The 19,444-nt window shown below is 70.9% G+C and carries 15 protein-coding genes; 6 read left to right on the top strand and 9 right to left on the bottom strand.

Annotated elements, in window-relative coordinates; translation table 11 throughout:
• Nucleotides 1-2: 2 nt before the first annotated feature.
• Nucleotides 3-1,721: a hypothetical protein gene (locus tag G3I71_RS30835; protein WP_164319687.1), complete on the bottom strand. Its 1,719-nt coding sequence runs from the start codon at nucleotides 1,719-1,721 to the stop codon at nucleotides 3-5.
• Between the two features lie 355 nt (nucleotides 1,722-2,076).
• Here G3I71_RS30835 and G3I71_RS30830 point away from each other — a divergent pair, with 355 nt between their 5' ends.
• Both G3I71_RS30830 and G3I71_RS52375 read left to right on the top strand, forming a co-directional pair.
• Nucleotides 2,077-3,567, top strand: coding sequence for a carboxylesterase family protein (locus G3I71_RS30830; RefSeq protein WP_239149442.1), 1,491 nt, complete (start codon nucleotides 2,077-2,079; stop codon nucleotides 3,565-3,567).
• A 169-nt stretch (nucleotides 3,568-3,736) separates the two neighbouring features.
• On the top strand, nucleotides 3,737-3,859 hold the full coding sequence (locus G3I71_RS52375; protein ID WP_275409303.1) for a hypothetical protein: 123 nt from the start codon (nucleotides 3,737-3,739) through the stop codon (nucleotides 3,857-3,859).
• Nucleotides 3,860-3,958: 99 nt separating this feature from the next.
• On the opposite strand, the gene G3I71_RS30820 is transcribed toward G3I71_RS52375, so the two are convergent.
• The 5 genes from G3I71_RS30820 to kdpF are packed head-to-tail and all read right to left on the bottom strand — an operon-like array spanning nucleotide 3,959 to nucleotide 9,211.
• Nucleotides 3,959-4,642 (bottom strand): response regulator, encoded by a 684-nt coding sequence (locus G3I71_RS30820; protein ID WP_164319810.1) that lies wholly within the window; start codon nucleotides 4,640-4,642, stop codon nucleotides 3,959-3,961.
• Between the two features lie 7 nt (nucleotides 4,643-4,649).
• Nucleotides 4,650-5,282, bottom strand: a complete 633-nt coding sequence (locus G3I71_RS30815; protein WP_164319683.1) for a potassium-transporting ATPase subunit C — start codon at nucleotides 5,280-5,282, stop codon at nucleotides 4,650-4,652.
• 4 nt (nucleotides 5,283-5,286) lie between these two features.
• Nucleotides 5,287-7,392, bottom strand: coding sequence for a potassium-transporting ATPase subunit KdpB (gene kdpB, locus G3I71_RS30810; protein WP_164319681.1), 2,106 nt, complete (start codon nucleotides 7,390-7,392; stop codon nucleotides 5,287-5,289).
• Between the two features lie 56 nt (nucleotides 7,393-7,448).
• The gene (kdpA, locus tag G3I71_RS30805) at nucleotides 7,449-9,113 is read right to left on the bottom strand and encodes a potassium-transporting ATPase subunit KdpA (RefSeq protein WP_164319679.1); all 1,665 of its coding nucleotides are present in this window, start codon (nucleotides 9,111-9,113) and stop codon (nucleotides 7,449-7,451) included.
• An 8-nt stretch (nucleotides 9,114-9,121) separates the two neighbouring features.
• Nucleotides 9,122-9,211 (bottom strand): K(+)-transporting ATPase subunit F, encoded by a 90-nt coding sequence (kdpF, locus tag G3I71_RS30800; RefSeq protein WP_009326374.1) that lies wholly within the window; start codon nucleotides 9,209-9,211, stop codon nucleotides 9,122-9,124.
• A 343-nt stretch (nucleotides 9,212-9,554) separates the two neighbouring features.
• Between kdpF and G3I71_RS30795 the strand changes: the two genes are divergently transcribed.
• Complete coding sequence (locus tag G3I71_RS30795) at nucleotides 9,555-12,995, top strand: SdrD B-like domain-containing protein (protein ID WP_164319677.1); 3,441 nt, start codon at nucleotides 9,555-9,557, stop codon at nucleotides 12,993-12,995.
• Nucleotides 12,996-13,101: 106 nt separating this feature from the next.
• Complete coding sequence (locus tag G3I71_RS30790; protein ID WP_164319675.1) at nucleotides 13,102-13,911, top strand: hypothetical protein; 810 nt, start codon at nucleotides 13,102-13,104, stop codon at nucleotides 13,909-13,911.
• Between the two features lie 56 nt (nucleotides 13,912-13,967).
• On the opposite strand, the gene G3I71_RS30785 is transcribed toward G3I71_RS30790, so the two are convergent.
• Nucleotides 13,968-15,311: a right-handed parallel beta-helix repeat-containing protein gene (locus G3I71_RS30785; RefSeq protein WP_343243122.1), complete on the bottom strand. Its 1,344-nt coding sequence runs from the start codon at nucleotides 15,309-15,311 to the stop codon at nucleotides 13,968-13,970.
• A gap of 66 nt (nucleotides 15,312-15,377) precedes the next feature.
• Between G3I71_RS30785 and G3I71_RS30780 the strand changes: the two genes are divergently transcribed.
• A complete protein-coding gene (locus G3I71_RS30780; protein ID WP_164319673.1) occupies nucleotides 15,378-16,571 on the top strand; it encodes a Dyp-type peroxidase in 1,194 nt (397 codons plus the stop codon).
• On the opposite strand, the gene G3I71_RS30775 is transcribed toward G3I71_RS30780, so the two are convergent.
• Both G3I71_RS30775 and G3I71_RS30770 read right to left on the bottom strand, forming a co-directional pair.
• On the bottom strand, nucleotides 16,486-17,301 hold the full coding sequence (locus G3I71_RS30775; RefSeq protein WP_343243121.1) for a L,D-transpeptidase family protein: 816 nt from the start codon (nucleotides 17,299-17,301) through the stop codon (nucleotides 16,486-16,488). The two genes, G3I71_RS30780 and G3I71_RS30775, sit on opposite strands and share 86 nt — an antisense overlap.
• Nucleotides 17,302-17,495: 194 nt before the next feature.
• Nucleotides 17,496-18,779, bottom strand: a complete 1,284-nt coding sequence (locus tag G3I71_RS30770; protein ID WP_164319804.1) for a cytochrome P450 — start codon at nucleotides 18,777-18,779, stop codon at nucleotides 17,496-17,498.
• A gap of 219 nt (nucleotides 18,780-18,998) precedes the next feature.
• Here G3I71_RS30770 and G3I71_RS30765 point away from each other — a divergent pair, with 219 nt between their 5' ends.
• A complete protein-coding gene (locus G3I71_RS30765; protein WP_164319671.1) occupies nucleotides 18,999-19,439 on the top strand; it encodes an SRPBCC family protein in 441 nt (146 codons plus the stop codon).
• The last annotated feature ends 5 nt before the right edge of the window (nucleotides 19,440-19,444 follow it).

Genomic DNA, 19,444 nt, shown 5'->3' with positions numbered 1-19,444 from the left:
GGTCAGCGGAAGGTCGCCTGGCGCGGGCGGGAACGGTGGTCACGAGTACGGACGGGGTCCGGGCGGTAGCCACCGAATCCCGGACCGGGGCCGGGTCCGGTCAGGCCCGCCCTGAACAGGCCGTAGGTGATCCGCCGCTGGGCGGCACTTTCCAGCTCGTCGCGCAAGGCGCCGCCGCGCAGCACCGCGTCGGGGCCGAGCAGACCTTCTACGACGGCCAGCGCACCGGCGATGTCGCCGTGGTCCAGGCGTTCACGGACGCCGGTGAGGCAGTCCGGGTGACGGTGGGCCTCGTCGATGGCTTGCAGACAGGGCAGTGGCGTGCCGGTCAGCTCGGCCAGGAGTTCTTCCCGGCGGATCTCGGCCGGGTCGTGGTCCAGCGGGGCGAGCACCCCGCCGACCAGGCCGATCCGGTGCCGGGCGCCCCGGCACTCCACGAGGCGCGGCTCACCTGCCCGGTCCGGGTTCCGGGGTGGCCCGGTCGGCGGACGGTCCGGTGCGAGTGCCGAGGCGACCAGCGGGTGCAGCCGGTCCACCCCGATCGCGCCCGCACGGATGAGTTCCAGGTCGGGCAGCACCCAGGTCGCCGCGTCGGGCAGGACCGGCAGTGCGGAGGTGTCGCCGCCCTTGGGCGCCTGCGAGATGCGCAGCGTGGGCGGCCCGCTGCCGTCCGGGGCCGCGACGAGATCCAGGAGCAGCCGCTGCCGGGCCCCGAGCCGCACGGCGACGGTGCCTGTGCTGGTTCCGGGGCCGGGCCCAATGCCCGTGCCAGGGACGGCTCCAGCTCCAGCGCCCGTTCCAATACCGGAGCCGGAGCCGGGTCCTGCGTCGAAGCCGGGGCCGGAGCCAGGGCCAGGGCCACAACCAGGGCCGGGGCCCGTACCGACGCCGGAGCCGAGGGGAGGGCTGGAGCCCATACCGAAGCCATAACCCGTGCCAAGGCCGGAGCCGGAGCCGGGGCCCGCGCCAAGGCCAGGGCCGGAGCCCGTACCGGTGCCAGGGCCGGTCTTGGTTCCGGTGCCCACGTCGGCTTCGACCGGCCGTCCGTCGGCGTCGAGCAGCAGCCGTGCTTCGGCCGCCCACCGATCCACGGCACAGCGACGCCCCTGCAGTACCCGCGCCAGGAGATCCGGGGCCGACGGGACCGGACAGTCACCGCCGGGCGGCCGGTCCGCGCCGGACCGGGCTCGCAGCTCATCGGTTCTGCGGGCGTCCCACAGGTGACGGTGCAGATCGAGGCGGAACCGTCGGTTGGGGTGAGGGTGCGCGGAGCGGTGAGCGCTCGCATCCGCGCGGGAGCCGTCCCACAGCGTGAGGCTGATCCGCTGGCCGGCATCCGCCCAGGCCGGTGCGGTGCGGGCCACGAGGTGCACCGGGTGGGCGCCCGCCCGTCCAGGGGCGTCGTACCGGGCCAGGCCGATCGTCAGTCCCGGGCGCAGCAGCCCGTCGGGGGCGATCCTCGGCAAGTGCCAGCGCAGCAGGTCGGGCACCAAGTGACGTAGATCGGCGCGGAGTTGGGACGCGAGTTCCCGGCCGTGGGCGCATGCCACGGACCGTAGGTTCAGATCGACATCGATGCCTGCGGCGGCACACGCACCCGCCCAGTCCCCGGCCAGGCGGCGGGCCGTCGCGGTCGCGATCATGGACGGCGGCACGGCGAACTCTCGTACGCGCGGCCAATAAGAGAGGTGGGTGTCCCCGTACGCGTTCTCAGTGAGCATCAGCACTCACCTTGCACGGACGGGACCCCCGATCTGTGAAGGGAGTCGGTAGTCATCGTCCGAGACGGTAACGCTCGCTCCCCTCACCCGCCACCCAATTTATGGCGCGAGCGCAGCCGTGAGCCCTGAGCCCTGAGCCGCAATGCGTAAATGACGTAAGTCGTGACGAATCGATTTGGCTACAAGTTCCGAAATTATTCGTGACGGGTCTGCCACTCGGCCGAAATGCCCCGCTCGTAGCTTTCTCGCCACCAGCCTCACCGGCGACATCGCGCCCATGGGGTTCTCTCCAGCACTCCTTCGTACAGGGCATCTTTCGTACAGGGCATCTCCGGATCGGGAATGCGTGACCCCCATGGACCACCTCGACGGCATCACCGGTATCCCTGTCACCGTCCATGCCCCCGCCGGCCCGGTCGTCGGCCGGCGCATCGGCCCCGTGCGGCGCTTCCTGGGCATCCCGTACGCCGAACCACCCACCGGTGTACGGCGGTTCGCGGCGCCGGTCCGACGCGGCCGGTTCCCGGGGCCGTTCGACGCGTCCCGGCACGGGTCCACCTCGCAACGCGTGCCCCTGTTCGCCACGACCACGGTGCCGGAGCCGTCGGTGCCCGGCGACGACATCCTGAACCTCTCCGTCGTCGCTCCCGCACCGGCCGACGGACACGCGGCGCCCTGCCCGGTGCTGGTGTGGATCCACGGCGGCGGCTTCCTGGCGGGCAGCCCGGCGAGTCCGTGGTACGACGGCCGTTCCTTCGCACGGGGCGGCGTCGTCTGCGTCACCGTCGGCTACCGGCTCGGCGTCGATGGATTCGCCTCGCTGGACGACGTACCCACCAACCTCGGGCTGCGTGACATTCTGCTCGCGCTCGACTGGGTCCGGGAGAACATCGGCGCGTTCGGCGGTGATCCGGACCGGGTCACCCTCGCCGGTCAGTCGGCCGGGGGCGCGGCGGTGCTCGCGCTGCTCTCGTCGCCGGCTGCCGACGGCCTCTTCCAGCGCGCGGTCAGCGTCTCAGGCGTCCTCGTCGAAGGGGAGCGGGAGCCGGCCCGCCGGTTCGTCGAACGGCTCGGGGAGCGGGTCGGGGTGCCGCCTGCGCGGGCCGGATTCGGCAGTCGTACCGTGGAGCAGCTCCAGCGGGCCGTCATCGACCTGCGGGGCCAACTCGGCGTCGACATACTCCCGTTGGGGCCGGTCATCGGTGACGACGTCCTGCCTGTGTCCGTGGCCGAAGGACTCTCCGGCCACGGACAGGAGGTGCCTCTGCTGCTCGGGGCGACGGGTGACGAGTTCGACTGCGGTGCAGCGCCGGAGAACCCGCATCCGAGCCCGTACAGCGCGGCCGAACTCGCCGCCGCCCGCGCGGCGGGGACCCGGGTGACGGACACCCTGTTCCGGGCCGCCTGCCCACGCGTGGCGGCAGCGCGCCGCGACGGCGGCGCCGGTACCTGGCTGTACTCCTTCGAGTGGCCCTCCCCCGTCCTCGGCGGCGCCGGGCACTGCGTCGACATCCCGTTCTTCTTCGACCTGCTCGACGCGCCGGGCAGCGCGCAGGCGCTCGGACCGTACCCGCCCGTGGAGTTGGCCGCCGCGATGCACGCCGACCTGGTCGGCTTCGTCCACGGCCGGGAGCCGGAGTGGGCACGGGCGACCGGTGGGTCCGGTGATCCCGCGCGCGAGTACGGCCGGCCGGCCGCGGCTCTCGTCGCCGACACCACAGGCGTGTTCGATCCCGTCGTACGCGCCGCGCCCGGGGTCGTGGAGGGCACGCTGATGTCCGGGGCGAACGGCACGAACGGGCTGAAGCAAAGCGCCGTCCGTCACGTCAACACCTCAGTTACCTAAGGGCGTTGGCGGTGTCGGCCGAGCCGCTGAGTGACGGAGTCGAAGCACGTGCCGACCAGCGGGTGTGCGGGCCGTCCCGCCCGGCGGCACGAACCGCGGGCCGAACACGCCCTGTTGGTAGCCGTTCACATCACCAACTCGGGCGCGTCCGCGGTCGTCGCGAATGTCCGTGGCCGGGCCCACCGGCCGCTGCGCGCCTGCCCTGGATCCGCAGGTCACGCTCGACGACGTGGCGAACCCCGAGGCGGCGCTCCGGGCGGAGACGGCTGTCGCGTGGAGGGTCCGGGTGTGATCGGCCGCGGGTCGCGGGCCCCGGCCCGCGACCCGACGTCCGTAGGCCCGTACCGTTCACACCCGCGCACCCTCACACCCGTAGACCCGCCCACACCCGTCATCCCTCGAACCGGTACCCCGTCCCCGGCTCGGTGATCAGGTAGCGCGGATGCGCCGGGTCCGACTCCAGTTTTCGGCGGAGTTGGGCCATGTGGACGCGCAGGTGGTTGGACCCGCTGTGCCGGGCGGCGCCCCACACCTCCTGGAGCAGGTGATTCCGGCTGATGAGGCGCCCCGGGTTGGTCACCAGGATCTCCAGCAGATGCCATTCGGTGGGGGTGAGACGGATGTCCCGGCCGGCCCGCGTGGCCTTCTTGGCGCGCAGGTCGATGACGAAGTCGTCGGTCATGACGACCGTCGCCCCTGGTGCGAGCGGAACCTCCTCCGTGCGGCGGACGGCGGCCCGCAGCCTGGCCAGGAGTTCGTCCATGCCGAACGGCTTGGTGAGGTAGTCGTCGGCGCCCGCGTCCAGCGCCGCCGCCTTCTCGTCGGACGACCGGCGCGCCGACAGCACCAGGATCGGTACCCGGGTCCAGCCGCGCAGTGCCCTGATGACGTCGACGCCGTCCATGTCCGGCAGGCCCAGGTCCAGTAACACGACGTCCGGCCGACGGGCCGCCGCCAGCCGGAGGGCCGTGGTGCCGTCGGGCGCCGCGTCCACTCCGTACTGGCGTGCCCGCATGTTGATCACGAGTGCTCGTACGAGCTGGGGGTCGTCTTCCACGACCAGCACCCGGGTCATCACGGAATCACTGGCCCCTGATCAGTTCCCTGAGCGCGATGTTGAGTTCGAGGACGTTGACCCGGGGCTCACCGATGAACCCGAGGGTACGGCCCTCCGTGTGGTCGTCGACCAGTTTCCGCACCCGGGCGACGGACAGACCGTCGCGCTCGGCGATCCGGTGGACCTGGAGGTCGGCGTAGGCCGGGGAGATGTCCGGGTCCAGGCCGGAGCCGGAGGACGTGACCGCGTCGGCGGGTACGTCGGACGGGCTGACCTTGTAGTCGGCGGTCGAGTTGTCCTTGACGACCTTGGCCTTGGCCTCCTTGACCCACTTGATCAGGTCGGGGTTGTCGGCCGAGCGGTTCGTCGCGCCGGACAGGATCAGCTTGTACCGCGTGTTGACCGAGTTCACACCCAGGCCGTTGGCCGGGCGGGACTGGAAGAAGTCCAGGCTGTACCCCTGTTGACCGATCAGCGAGGAACCCACCACCTTCCCCTCGGACTTGATCTCCGAGCCGTTCGCCTTGCCCGGGAAGACCGCCTGGGCAACACCTGTGACGGCCAGCGGGTAGATCACACCTGTGAGCACGGTCAACACCAGCAGGGCGCGCAGGCCCGCTCCCAGCAACCGGGCAGTGTTCGTAACCGAGTTGTTCATGACGTCACCCAATGCCGGGGATGAGGGAGATCAGCAGGTCGATGATCTTGATGCCGATGAAGGGGGCGACCAGGCCGCCGATCCCGTAGATCCCGAGGTTGCGGCGGAGCATCCGGTCGGCGCTCATCGGCTTGTACCGCACACCCCGCAGCGCGAGCGGCACCAGCGCGATGATGATCAGCGCGTTGAAGATGACGGCGGAGAGGATCGCGGAGTCGGGCGAGGACAGGTTCATGATGTTGAGCTTGTCGAGGCCCGGATAGACGGCCGCGAACAGCGCCGGGATGATCGCGAAGTACTTCGCGACGTCGTTGGCGATGGAGAACGTCGTCAACGCGCCCCGGGTGATGAGGAGTTGCTTGCCGATCTCGACGATCTCGATCAGCTTCGTCGGGTTCGAGTCGAGGTCGACCATGTTGCCGGCCTCCTTCGCCGCCGACGTGCCCGTGTTCATGGCCACGCCGACATCGGCCTGGGCGAGCGCGGGCGCGTCGTTCGTCCCGTCGCCGGTCATCGCGACCAGCTTGCCGCCCGCCTGTTCCCGCTTGATGAGGGCCATCTTGTCCTCGGGGGTGGCCTCGGCGAGGAAGTCGTCGACGCCCGCCTCCTCGGCGATCGCCTTGGCGGTCAGCGGGTTGTCGCCCGTGATCATGACGGTCCTGATGCCCATGCGGCGCAGCTCGTCGAACCGCTCCCGCATGCCCTCCTTGACGACGTCCTTGAGGTGGATGACGCCCAACACCCGTGCCCCGTCGGTGTCCTCGACGGCCACGAGCAGCGGGGTGCCTCCGGCCTCGGAGATCCGGTCGGTGAGCGCCCCGGCGTCCTCGGACACCGCACCCCCCTGCTCCTTCACCCAGGCGACGACCGAACCGGCGGCACCCTTGCGGATCTTCCTGCCGTCGACGTCCACGCCCGACATCCGGGTCTGGGCGGTGAAGACGATCCACTCGGCACCGGCCAGCTCGCCCTGGTGACGTTCGCGCAGCCCGTACTTCTCCTTCGCCAGGACGACGATGGACCGCCCCTCGGGCGTCTCGTCGGCCAGCGAGGACAGCTGGGCCGCGTCCGCGACCTCGGCCTCCGTCGCCCCCGCCACCGGGACGAACTCGGCGGCCTGCCGGTTGCCGAGCGTGATGGTGCCCGTCTTGTCCAGCAGCAGTGTGGAGACGTCACCGGCGGCCTCGACTGCCCGGCCCGACATCGCCAGCACGTTCCGCTGCACCAGCCGGTCCATGCCCGCGATGCCGATCGCGGAGAGCAGCGCGCCGATCGTGGTCGGGATGAGGCAGACCAGCAGCGCCACCAGCACGACCATCGTCAGATGGGTGCCCGCGTAGTCCGCGAGCGGCGGCAGGGTCGCCACGGCCAGCAGGAAGACGATGGTCAGCGAGGCGAGCAGGATGTTCAGCGCGATCTCGTTCGGCGTCTTCTGCCGGGCGGCGCCCTCGACCAGGCTGATCATGCGGTCGATGAAGGTCTCGCCGGGCTTCGTCGTGATCTTGATGACGATCCGGTCGGACAGCACCTTCGTACCGCCGGTCACGGCCGACCGGTCGCCGCCGGACTCCCGGATGACCGGCGCCGACTCCCCGGTGATGGCCGACTCGTCGACGGACGCCACACCCTCGACGACGTCACCGTCGCCGGGAATGATGTCACCGGCCTCGCAGACGACACGGTCGCCGATGCGCAGCTCGGTGCCGGGCACCTGCTCCTCGGACTTCCCGTCTCCGGTCAGGCGCCGCGCGACCGTGTCGGTCTTGGCCTTCCTCAGCGTGTCCGCCTGGGCCTTGCCGCGCCCCTCGGCGACCGCCTCCGCCAGGTTGGCGAAGATCACGGTCAGCCAGAGCCAGGCGCTGATGGTCCAGCCGAACCAGTCGCCCGGGTCCTTGAAGGAGAAGACCGTCGTCAGCACGGATCCGACGAGCACCACGAACATCACGGGGGACTTGACCATCACCCGCGGGTCGAGCTTGCGGCAGGCGTCCGGCAGCGACCTCAGCAGCTGCCGGGGGTCGAAGAGGCCCGCGCCGACACGGCTTTCGGCGAGCTTGTGCCCGGTGGGTACGTCGCTGTGCGGCGCCCGGGTCGGAGTGGCTGTGGACATCGCGTCCTCTTGCTCGGTCGGGTCAGTTGTTCCGGTTGGGTCAGTTGTTCCGGTTGTCATGACGCCAGCCCCTCGGCCAGCGGACCGAGCGCCAGCGCCGGGAAGTAGGTCAGACCGGTGATGATGAGGATCGCGCCCACCAGCAGACCCGTGAACAGGGGCTTCTCGGTCCGCAGGGTGCCCGCGGTGACCGGCACCGGCTGCTGCTCGGCCAGCGATCCGGCCAGCGCCAGGACGAACACCATGGGCAGGAAGCGGCCCAGCACCATGGCCAGCCCCAGCGTGGTGTTGAACCACTGGGTGTCCGCGTTCAGCCCGGCGAAGGCCGAGCCGTTGTTGTTCGACGCGGAGGTGTAGGCGTAAAGGATCTCGGAGAAGCCGTGCGCCCCGCTGTTGGTCATCGAGTTGCCGGGCGTCGGCAACGCCATGGCGGCGGCGGTGAAGACGAGCACCAGGGCCGGGGTGATGAGGATGTAGCAGGCCGCGAACTTGATCTCGCGGGTGCCGATCTTCTTGCCCAGGTACTCGGGCGTGCGGCCGACCATGAGCCCGGCGATGAACACCGCGATGACCGCCATGATCAGCATGCCGTAGAGGCCGGAGCCGGTGCCGCCGGGCGCGATCTCGCCCAGCATCATGCCGAGCATGGTGATGCCGCCGCCGAGCCCGGTGAACGAGGAGTGGAAGGAGTCCACCGCCCCCGTGGACGTCAGCGTGGTCGACACGGCGAAGATGGACGAGGCTCCGACCCCGAACCGGGTCTCCTTGCCCTCCATCGCACCCCCGGCGAGCTGGAGCGCCGGCCCGTGGTGGGCGAACTCGCTCCACATCATCAGGGCGACGAAGCCGACCCAGATGGTGGCCATGGTCGCGAGGATCGCGTAGCCCTGCCTGACCGAGCCGACCATGACACCGAAGGTCCGGGTCAGCGCGAACGGGATGACCAGCAGCAGGAAGATCTGCAGCAGGTTGGTGAACGGCGTCGGGTTCTCGAAGGGGTGTGCGGAGTTGGCGTTGAAGTAGCCGCCGCCGTTGGTGCCGATCTCCTTGATGGCCTCCTGCGAGGCGACAGCGCCCCCGTTCCACTGCTGGGAGCCCCCCATGAACTGGCCGACCTCGTGAATGCCGGAGAAGTTCTGGATCACGCCGCACGCGACCAGCACGACCGCGACGACGACGGAGAACGGCAGCAGGATGCGTACGACACCACGCACCAGGTCGGACCAGAAGTTGCCCAGCTCACCGGTGCGCGAGCGCGCGAACCCGCGTACGAGGGCCACCGCGACGGCGATGCCGACGGCGGCGGAGACGAAGTTCTGGACGGCAAGACCGGCGGTCTGCACGAGGTGGCCCATGGCCTGCTCGCCGTAGTAGGACTGCCAGTTGGTGTTGGTCACGAAGGACACGGCGGTGTTGAACGCCTGGTCCGGGTCGATGGAGGAGAAGCCGAGCGAGCCGGGCAGGACGCCCTGGAGCCGCTGGAGCAGGTAGAGGAACAGGACACCCACGGCGGAGAAGGCAAGGACACCGCGCAGGTAGGCGGGCCAGCGCATCTCCGTGTCCGGGTTGGCGCCGATGCCCTTGTAGATCCACTTCTCGACGCGCCAGTGCCGGTCGGAGGAGTAGACCCTGGCCATGTAGTTGCCGAGGGGGACGTAGGCGAGCGCCAGTGCGGCTATGAGGGCGAGCAGCTGGAGCACGCCGGCGAGTACGGGACCCATGACGTGGCTCAGAACCTCTCCGGGAAGATCAGGGCGAGGACGAGATAGCCCAGCAGGGCGACGGCCACGACGAGGCCGACAACGTTCTCGGCGGTCACAGCTTCGTCACCCCCTTGGCGGCGAGAGCCACCAGCGCGAACACCGCGATCGTGATGACGACGAAGGCCAGATCGGCCATCGCGAGCTCCTAGCGAGACGTGAGGTGTGGATCGGTTCGGACAGTCCGAGCAAAGCGCCTCCGTCGCCGGATCCGGCCCCCGTTGACGGCTCCCATACGGCCGCTCACCCGCTCTTGACGGAACCCATACGCACCCGCGAGATCACCACGAGGACGTCCGCCGTCCCCCGGATGACCCCACTCGGCCGGTCCGATAATCGTGCGGTTCGTCCGAACGGGCCGATTCGATCTTCTTCACAGATCCCATACATAGCTTGATAGGGGTGTTCGCTCCACGAGACGAGGACACAGTGTTCAGAGCAGAATCAGGTACCGCCGCCTCGCGCCGGCGCCTGCACGACGCTCCGCCGGGACGGCGGAGACGGCTGGCCGGGCTGACCGGTCTGAGTCTCGCGCTGGTCGCGACCGGTTCACCGGCGCTCGCGGCCACCGGGCTCGGCCCGCTCGCCGCGAGCACGCGGGCCGCCGCCACCGACGGCACTCTGACGGTGCGGGTCGTCACCGAGGTGGACGCGGACGGCGCGTACGACAGCGTGCTGGAGCCGGGCCTCGGCGGCGTCAAGGTCACCCTGACGGACGACGCCGGCCAGGTCAGGACCGCGACGACCGGGACCAACGGCACCGCCGCCTTCGCGGCCACAGCCGAGCTCACCGGCGGCAAGTACCGCGTACAGGTCACCAACCCGGACCCCGACACCCTCTCCCCCGCCGTCGCGGGCCTGGGCTCGGGCGCCGACGTCATCCGCAGCAACGTCGGCTTCGTCGACGTCTCCGGCAGTACGGACGTCACGTACACCACCGGTTTCTGGGAGCCCGGCGTCTACTGCCAGGAGAACCCGAGCCTGGTCACCTGCAACCTCACCAAGGGCGACGCCCCGAACACGTACAAGGGCCTGGTGTCCTTCGGCGGGGACTTCACGAACACCTCCCCCGGCGGGACCGTCACCCAGCTGACCGACAACACGCAGCAGCAGGCCGTGTTCGGTATCGGTGTGGACCGCACCGGCAACAAGTACATGGGCACGCTCGTCAAGCGGCACGCGGCCTACGGCCCGGCGGGCAACACCAACACGATCTACCGCCAGTTCGGCACCGGCACCACCGCCGACACCTTCGTCACGCTGCCCGGCACGCTCACCGCGCACGAGACCACGGACAACTGGCTGCACGACAACGCCGTCTACAGCAAGGTCGGCCGCGAGGGCATCGGAGACGTCGACGTCTCCGGCGACGGCAAGACGCTGTACGCGGTCAACCTCAGCGACTCCAAGCTGTACAGCGTGGCCATCTCGGGCTCCGGCGACTCCGTCAGGCCCGGCACGCAGACGGCGTACGACATCCCGACGCCGCAGGCCTGTGTCGGCGAGTGGCACCCGTACGGCATCGGTGTGCGCGGCAAGCGCGTGCTGGTCGGCGGGGTGTGCGGCGCCGAGAAGACCGTCACCGAGGCCGCCCCGTGGGGCGACCCGACGCAACTCAGCGCGCACGTCTACGAGTTCAAGGACGGCACGTTCAGCGAGATCTTCACGCACGCGCTGAACTACCCGCGCGGCTGCGCCTACCGGTTCACCGGCAACCCGCCCGAGGCCTACCGCTGCGAGAAGCCCTCCGCCGTCGGCCAGGTCATGAGCGCCGAGTGGGAGGCCTGGAACGAGCGCGTCCCGAACCGCGAGTCGCACTCCTTCATCTCGGCGCCGCAGCCGATGCTGTCCAACATCGAGATCGCCGACAACGGCGACCTGGTGCTCGGCTACCGCGACCGCTTCGGCGACATGACGGGTTCCGCCACGTACGCCTACAACAGCACGGAGGCCCCGCTCCTCACCGGCATCGCCGCCGGTGACGTACTGCGCGCCTGCAAGTCGGGGACGACGTACACGCTGGAAAGCGCCGGTGCCTGTGGTGGGGTGCCCAACAACCCGCCCCTGGCCACCAACGGCGAGGGCCCGGGCGGCGGCGAGTTCTACGACGACTCCACCAGTGTGGGCCCCAGCTCCACAGTGTTCGACGCGGTCCACGACCAGATCACCGAGGGCGGCACGGTGCTCCAGCCGTACCGCAACAAGCTGTGGAGCACGGCCTTCGACCCGTTCAACGCCTATCAGCAGGGCGTCCGCCGCTGGACCACGGACAACGGGACGATGGAGGGCAACCTCCTCGTCGAGGCGACCTGGAACAGCACAGCCTCTCTGCGCCAGAACCTCTTCGGCAAGGCCAACGGTCTCGCCGACCTGGAACTCGTCTGCGACCAGGCGCCAGTCCAGATCGGCAACCGGGTCTGGTACGACTCGAACGGCAACGGCGTCCAGGACCCGTCCGAGCCGCCCGTACCGGGCGTCGTCGTCAAGCTGACGTCGACGGACGGCCGTGAGCTGACGGCCACGACGGACGCGAACGGCGAGTACTACCTGGGCACGAAGGACGGTCTGACGCCGAACACGTCGTACGAGACCACCTTCGACTACAGCGGGATCAACCCGTCGACGCTGCCCGGCTCCCCGACCCTCGCCCAGCTGAAGTGGACCCAGCAGGACGCCGGTTCCGACCGCGCGCTCGACTCGAACGTCGACTCGGCGGGCCGGACCACGGTGGCCGTGGGCGATCCCGGACAGGTCAACCACACGATCGACGCGGGCCTGGTCGGTCCGGTCAACAAGCTGGGCGACTTCGTCTGGTACGACACCGACGGCAACGGCATCCAGGACCGGGGCGAGCCGCCGGCGCCGGGCATCACCGTCAACCTGTACAACGGCACCGGCACCGGCGACCCGCTGAAGACCGTCAAGACCGACGCAGGCGGCAAGTACCTCTTCGACGAGCTGCCCGACGGCACCTACAAGGTCTGCTCCGTGAAGCCCGCCGGCTACGCCTGGACCAAGCAGAACGCGGGCGCGAACGGTGACGACTCGGTCGTCGACCCGACCGGCGGCTGCTCCCCCGTCGTCACCCTCGGCCCCGGCAACCGCCAGGACCTCACCCTCGACGCAGGCCTCGTCGAACTCAACAAACTGGGCGACTACGTCTGGTACGACACCGACGGCAACGGCATCCAGGACCCGGGTGAGCCCGGTGCGAAGGATGTTCCGGTCGAGCTGATCGACCCCGCCACCGGTGACGTGATCAAGACCACCAAGACGGACCCGGCCGGGAAGTACCTGTTCGCGGACCTGCCCGACGGGCGCTACAAGGTCTGCTTCCGCGGTCCGCGCGGCTACCTGTGGACCAAGCAGAACGCGGGCGCGAACGGTGACGACTCGGTCGTCGACCCGACCGGCGGCTGCTCCCCCGTGGTCACCCTCGGCCCCGGCAACCGCCAGGACCTCACCCTCGACGCAGGCCTGGTCAAGGAGTTGGCGCTGACGGTCGTCAAGACCGACAAGAAGACCGGCAAGCCGCTGCGTGGCGCGGTCTTCCAGCTGTGGATCGACAGCAACGGCAAGTCCGGCCTCCAGCGGACCGGCGCCACCAAGGACCGGATGGTCGGCGACTGTGTCACCGGCCGGACGGGCAAGTGCTCCTTCGACGACAACCGGATCGGCACGTACTACCTCGTGGAGAAGGACGTCCCCGAGGGCTACGTCCTGCCGGACAACCCGGTCTTCGGCCCCTACCGGCTGACCCTGGCGAACGGCACGGGCACCGAAGGGCTGATCGTGAAAATCGCCAACAAGCGGGGTGAGCCCTGCAAGGGCAAGAAGTGCTGACGCCCTGCCCAGTGGGGTGACGGCCGCGCACCCGGGAGGGTGACGCGGGGCGGGCCGCGTACCGGTGTCGACCGGTACGCGGCCCGTCCGCATGTAGAGACGTCCCATGCGACGCATCAGGATTGGCACGACCGAGAAGGCACCAGGAACGGCGAGGCCGCGAAGGGTACGGCGGACCTGGTGGGCGGTGGGCGTCCTCACGGCGGCGGCCTGCGCCGGCCTTCTCCTCACCGGCGGCGGCGATGCCGGCCCCCGGCCCCTGTCCGCCGACGAGGCCCAGCGCCTGGCCCTGGCCCGCTTCCGCACGTACCGGATCAGCCCCTCGGAGATCACCGTCCACGCGGCGTCGGGCGACGGCACGGCCGTGGTGCGCGCCGTCGTCGACCACCGCCGGCACCGGGCCGTCGGGTGGTACGAGGTGACGGGCACCGGACGTCCGGACGGCGGCCTGCTCGCCTGGGACCAGAGCGGGCTGGCGGTGGCCGACGGGGCCCCCACGGCTGCCGCCGAGGGTGCGCTGCGCGCGGCGGGGCGGCTGAAGGCGACCGCGTGGACGCACCGCGCGTTCGGCGCCGCGCCGCTCGACACCGCCCTGAAACTGGCCCTGTCGCTGGGCGCCGACCGGCCCGACAACGCGCAGCTGCTCGCGCAGTCGGGGCCGTTGCGGTTGCGCGACGAGCGCGTGGACGGCCGGCGGTACGACGTCTTCTCGGGGCCGCGGCCCCGTCCGAACGCGTCCGCGTCCTCGTCCGGTCCTCGCGGGGACCGGTCCCCGCTGTCGTACTGGATCGATGAGGAGGGGAGTATGCGGCGCGTTCGGGCGGAACTCGGCGAGGGGCGGACGGTCACTCTGGATCTGGGCGGGGTTCGGGTGCGGGGGGTTACTTTCCCAGGCGCGCCATGGGGGGAGCGTTGAGCGCGGTACGGCGGCTGCGGGTTCGCTGTGGCTCGTCGCGCAGTTCCCCGCGCCCCTTAAGGGGCGCCCTTCGCACCCGGCAACTTGAACTCCCCCGGGGTTACCTTGCCCGGTAGGCCTACCGCCGCTCGCGCCGGAGTCGTGGTGGCCGCGGGCATCTGCTGTTGGCTCGGTGGCGCCGGCACGTCCTGGAACGAGACACCCGGGGGTGCCTGGACCGGGCTCGGGTGCCCCAGGGGATCACGTACCAACCCCGTGTCCGGCTCCGCCGGTGTGGCACCCCGTGTGCCCTTTCCGCAGCGTGTGTCCCGGGGGAGTCGCGGCGGGCTCGTGAGTGACTCACCGTTGCCGGTGAAGCAGTTGCCGGCCGGGGTGCCGGTGGCCAGGACCAGGTCGGTGCCGTTGCCGGTGACCCGGTTGGCGCGCACGGTGTTGGCACGCGCCGGATAGCCCTGTACGTCGCTCAGCAGCACCCCGGCCGACTTGTTGCCGCTGATCAGGTTGCGCTCCAGGACGTTGGCGCGACCGCCGCCCGCCCCGACGCCGATCCCGAAGCCGCCGTCGGCCTGCTCGGGACTGGCGTCGTCGTTGTTGTCGGTGAGCGTGTTGCCCGCGACGACCGCGCCGTGCTGCGGGCCGAGCGCCTCCAGGTCGTTGGAGTTGAGGGTCAGGCCGACCCGGTTGCGGCTCGCCCGGTTGCCCAGCAGATAGAGCCGTTCGGAGGCGTTGGTGACCTCCAGGCCCACCGCGTTGTGCTCGACGGTGTTGTGCCTGACGACGGTGTCGCAGGGGCGGCACTGGCCGACGTAGATCCCGGAGTCGGCGTGTCCGGAGGCGTAGGAGCGCTCGATGATCCCACTGCGGGCGTCGAAGGCGTAGATGCCGTACAGCGCATTGTTGTACGCGGTGACGTAGGAGGCCCGAAAGCCCCTCAGCGGGGGGAACTTGACGGTGTCGAGCGGGTCGTACGCCGAGCCGCCGGCGCGGCCCGCCCGCAGCGCGGACTCGTCGGTCACGCCGGTGAACAGGACGCCGTTGGCGAGGTGGTTGCGGACGGTCAGGTTCTCCACGACGGAGCCGGCGCCGGTCACGGTGATGCCGTTGGCGCGCTCGAACTCCCCGTCGACGACCACTCGGGAGCGGTCGAGGCCGCGCAGCACGACCCGTGCCTTCGACACGGTCACGCTCTCCCGGTAGACGCCTGGTGACACCAGTACGAGACCGCCCTCGCCGACCCGGTCGACCGCGTCCTGAAGGGAGTTGGTGTCCTGCGGCACCCGGACGACCGAGGCCGGCGCGGCCCCGCCGGAGCCCCGGGGCGAGGAACCCGTACAGGCGGTGGCGCCGGTGAGGAGGCAGACGGCGACGAGCAGGCCCCGGGAGATGGTTCGCCGGGACACGGATCGCCTGATTCGCAGAATGAGAATGTTTGGCACGATCGCAGATGTATCGTCCCTTTCACTCTTATGACAGCACATGACGCTTTTCCCACGCCCGACGGCGCGTCGGCCCCCGCTCGCCGTGATGTCCTGACCCGCGCCGTAGTCCTCGGCACCCTTGCCGCGTCCGCCTCCGCGTGCTCCGGCGACGCACGCTCCCGTCCCGCCGCCGCAGGCCCGCCGGCGTTCCGATTCCGGGGCCCGCGCCAGGCCGGCGTGACGACCCCCCAGCAGACCGCCGCTCTCGTCACGGCGTACGACCTCGCCCCGGCGGTACGGGGAGCGGGCGGCGTACGCGCTCTGCGGGAGGTGTTCGGGCTTTGGACGCGGGCCCTGGCGGAAGCCCTGGACGGTGAACTTCCGCCCCCAAGTCCCGTACAGGCGAAGGAGATCAAGGAGATCGGGGGCGCCGGGAAGTCCCGGCTCACCGCGACCGTGGCGATCGGTCCCCGGCTCCCCCGCGTTCTGTGCGTCGCCGCGCCGCCCGCGCTGCGTGAGCTGCCGCCGTTCCCGGACGACCGGCTCGACCCCGCGCACGGCGGCGGCGATCTGCTGCTCCAGCTCTGCGCCGACGACCCGCGCGTCACGGCCGCCGCCGCGAGCGCGCTGACCCGGCTGGCGGGCGACACGCTGCGCCCTCGCTGGCGTCAGACCGGTTTCCTGCCGCCGACCCCGGCCGGGCAGACACCGCGCAACCTGCTCGGCTTCAAGGACGGCACGGAGAACCCGACACCCGAGGAGTGCGAGCGCTGGGTGTGGTCCGACGACGCCACGTTCCTCGTCGTACGGCGCGTCCACATCGACGTGGCCGGGTTCGCGGAACTCGGCACGAACCAGCAGGAGCGGATCATCGGGCGGCACCGGGCGAGCGGGGCGCCCCTGGGACGGCGGCACGAGCACGACGACGTGGACATCTTCGCGAAGACACCGCAGGGCCGGTACGTGATCCCGCTGAGGTCCCACGTACGGGCGGCAAGTCCTCGGCTGGACGCGGGCGCCCGGATGCTGCGCCGGGGCTACAGCTACGACGCCGGGCCGGACGACCGGGGCCTGCTGTTCCTCGCCTTCATGCGGGATCCCGCGCTGTTCGCGCGCGTCCAGCACCGGATGACGGCGACGGACGAGCTGAGCCGCTTCACCGAGCACCGGGGTTCGGCGGTGGCGTACGTCCTTCCGGGTGCCCTTCCGGGCGAGGACCTGGGGGCACGTCTGCTGGCGTGACCGCGTCCACGGACTCCGCGGGCCGGGGCCTCAACTTCCGTTCCGTACCCGGCTTCACGCCCCAGACGTACACGGCGTCGTCCTCGGCGAGGGTGTTCCACAGCCGCTGGGCGTCGTCGAGGCGCAGGTTGACACAGCCGTGGGAGCCGCCGGTGAAAAGGTCGCCGGGGGTGCCGTGGAAGGCCTGGCCCTCGCTGAAGAACTGGGAGTAGGGCATGGGCGCGTTGTCGTACAGGTCGGAGTAGTGGTCGAGGTCCCGCCAGTAGACGGTGAACCAGCCGGTGCGGGTCTCGTTGCCGTCGCGCCCCGAGCGGATGGGCACGGGCGCGTACACGACCCGGCTCCCGGTCTGCACCCACATCAGCTGCCGGGCCAGATCGACACAGGCGACGCGGTAGGTGCGCACCGGGCACTTCCCGGCGGCGTTCGGGTTGGCGCGGGCCTCGACGACGAGCATCGTGCGGTAGGTCGTGAGACCCGCGTAGCCGTCGGCGGGCCGCACCCCGTTACGGCTCTGGAAGGTGCGGATCGCCTCGCAGTCGGCGGGCGTCTGACGGCCGTCCGCGGTCAGCTTCAGATGCTCCTCCAGCTCTTGCTGGTAGGGGCCGGTGCCGGCGGTGCAGGCCTCGGGCGTGGGTGCGGCGACGGCCGTGGCGATTCCGGTCGGCACCAGCGCCCCCAGGAGGAACCCCACGGCCACCGCCGACATCGTCACTCGGGAACTCGCCACAGCGCCTCCTCAGCGGGCCGGCATGCGTCCTCCTCCCAGAGATACGTCACTTCGGTGGGGCGGGGCGGCTCGGGCTAGGCCGCTCGGGCTAAGGAGTTCCGCCCTCCTCGGCCGCCGACCCAGGAGTGGGTCCGGGATGCCGGAACCAGGCCCGTTCACCGATCAGCAGGTCACCAGGTCACCAGGTCACCAGGTCACCAGGTCAGCCGCAGGCTCTGCGGAGAGCGGTGGATCATCGTCGGGCGCATGGTGACCGGGTGGTCCTCGGCCAGCCGTAGGCCCGGCAGGCGGCTGGTCAATTCCTGCAGCGTGAGCCGGAGTTGTTCGCGGGCGAGCTGGGAGCCCGGGCAGGCGTGGGCGCCGAAGCCGAAGGCGAGGTGGCGGACCGGGGTGCGGGTGATGTCGAACTCGTCCGGTCCCGGGTACCGCCCACCGTCCCGGTTGGCGGCGCCGAAGGCGACGAACAGGGTTGCCCCGGCGGGGAGTTCGGTGCCCGCGAGGGTGACCGGGCGGGTGGTGACGCGGCGGAATCCCTGAAGCGCCGTGTCGTACCGGGCGGCCTCCTCCACGGCGGCCGGGATGCGGTCCGGTTCCGCGCACAGCAGCTCCCACTGGTCCGGGTGCCGGAGCAGATGCAGGACTGTCGTGCCGATGAGCGCGGTGGTGGTGAGGTGTCCGGCGATCAGCAGGTTCTGGAGGTGGGAGACGACCTCGTGGCGCTGATCGAGGGTGAGTTCGGATTTGCCTTCACCAGCGCCGCCATCGCAGCCATCGGCGCCGGGGACGGTGACTGACGTGACGATGTCCGTGCAGAGGTCCTCGCGGGGTTCGGCGTACCGGTCGAGGGCGTACCGGTCGAGGATGTGCTGTGTCGCCACCACGTCCTGGGCGACGGCTGCCTGTTCGCCCTCCGGCAGGGGGCGGAAGAGGAGTTCCTCGGCGCGGTATCCGCCGTGCACGACGGCCGGGATGTCGGCGGGGTCGAGTCCGACGATCCTGCCGATGACCTCTCCGGGCAGACGACGGGCGTACGCCGACATCAACTCCACGTGCCCGCCCTTGTGTTCACCGACCTGACCGGGGTCACCGTCCAGGAACGCGTCGACCAGGGCGGCGGCCCGCTCGGCGGCGTACGGCACGACGGCGGCGACCCGGGCGGGCGAGAGGCCCTTGACGATCGGGGCCCGCAGTTCCTGGTGCCGGGTTCCGTCCGCGCCGACGACGACGGGCCGCCCGCCGAAGCCGCCGCCCAGCACGGCGAGCGCGGCGGGCGCCGGCATGACGTCGGGACGCAGCGCGCCGGCCGACGAGAAGTCCTCGGCGCGGCGCAGCACTTCGCGTACGTCGGCGTCCCGGGCGACCAGCCAGGCGTCGAGTTCGGCGACGAAGGTCAGCCCCTCGGCGTCACGGGCGCGGGCGTAGTGCGGATAGGGGTCGCTCTGCAACTCGTCGAGTCTGTCGTGCAGTTGACGGTCCACGCGGTGCCCTCCGGCCGGGGTACGGGTCACGGGTCATGGGGTCGCGCCCATGGTGCCGTACACCGTGCGGTGGCGGAAGCGGTCGTCGGGGCGCATCCTCGCCTCGGGTCCATCACTCCCACCGCTCCACCACGGCGCAGTATGTGAGTCCACTGTGAACACGCGCCGCTGGACCCCGGAAAGTGCCGCGTCGCCCGTCGGGTTCCCTACGATCGTGCCGTGGTCAACTTCCTCCTCGAACGTACGGTGCCGCTCCCCCTCGACGAGGCCTGGAGGCGGCTCACGGAGTGGCCCCGCCACGCCTCCGTGGTCCCCCTGACCCGCGTCACGGTGCTCACCGCCCCGCCGACCTCGGAGGGCACGGTGTTCGTCGCCCGCTCGGGTTTCGGCCCCCTCGCCTTCGACGACCGTATGGAGGTCACCGTCTGGCGGCCCCCGACGGACGATGTCCCGGGGCTGTGCCGCCTGGAGAAGCGCGGCCGGGTTGTGCTGGGCTGGGCGGAGATCGAGGTGCGCCCGGGCCCGGGAGGCCGCTCGCGGGTGATCTGGCGCGAGGAGTTGCGCGTACGTCCGCTGCCGTCCCTGTTCGACCGCCCGCTGGCGGGGGCGTCGCGGTATGTGTTCGGGCGGGCGGTGAACCGGCTGCTGAGGCAGGCCTGACCAAC

Origin of the sequence: Streptomyces sp. SID12501 (genome assembly GCF_010550245.1) — a bacterium.
In the GTDB taxonomy this organism is placed as follows: Bacteria; Actinomycetota; Actinomycetes; order Streptomycetales; family Streptomycetaceae; genus Streptomyces.
This window is presented reverse-complemented; position numbering and strand designations above follow the sequence as displayed.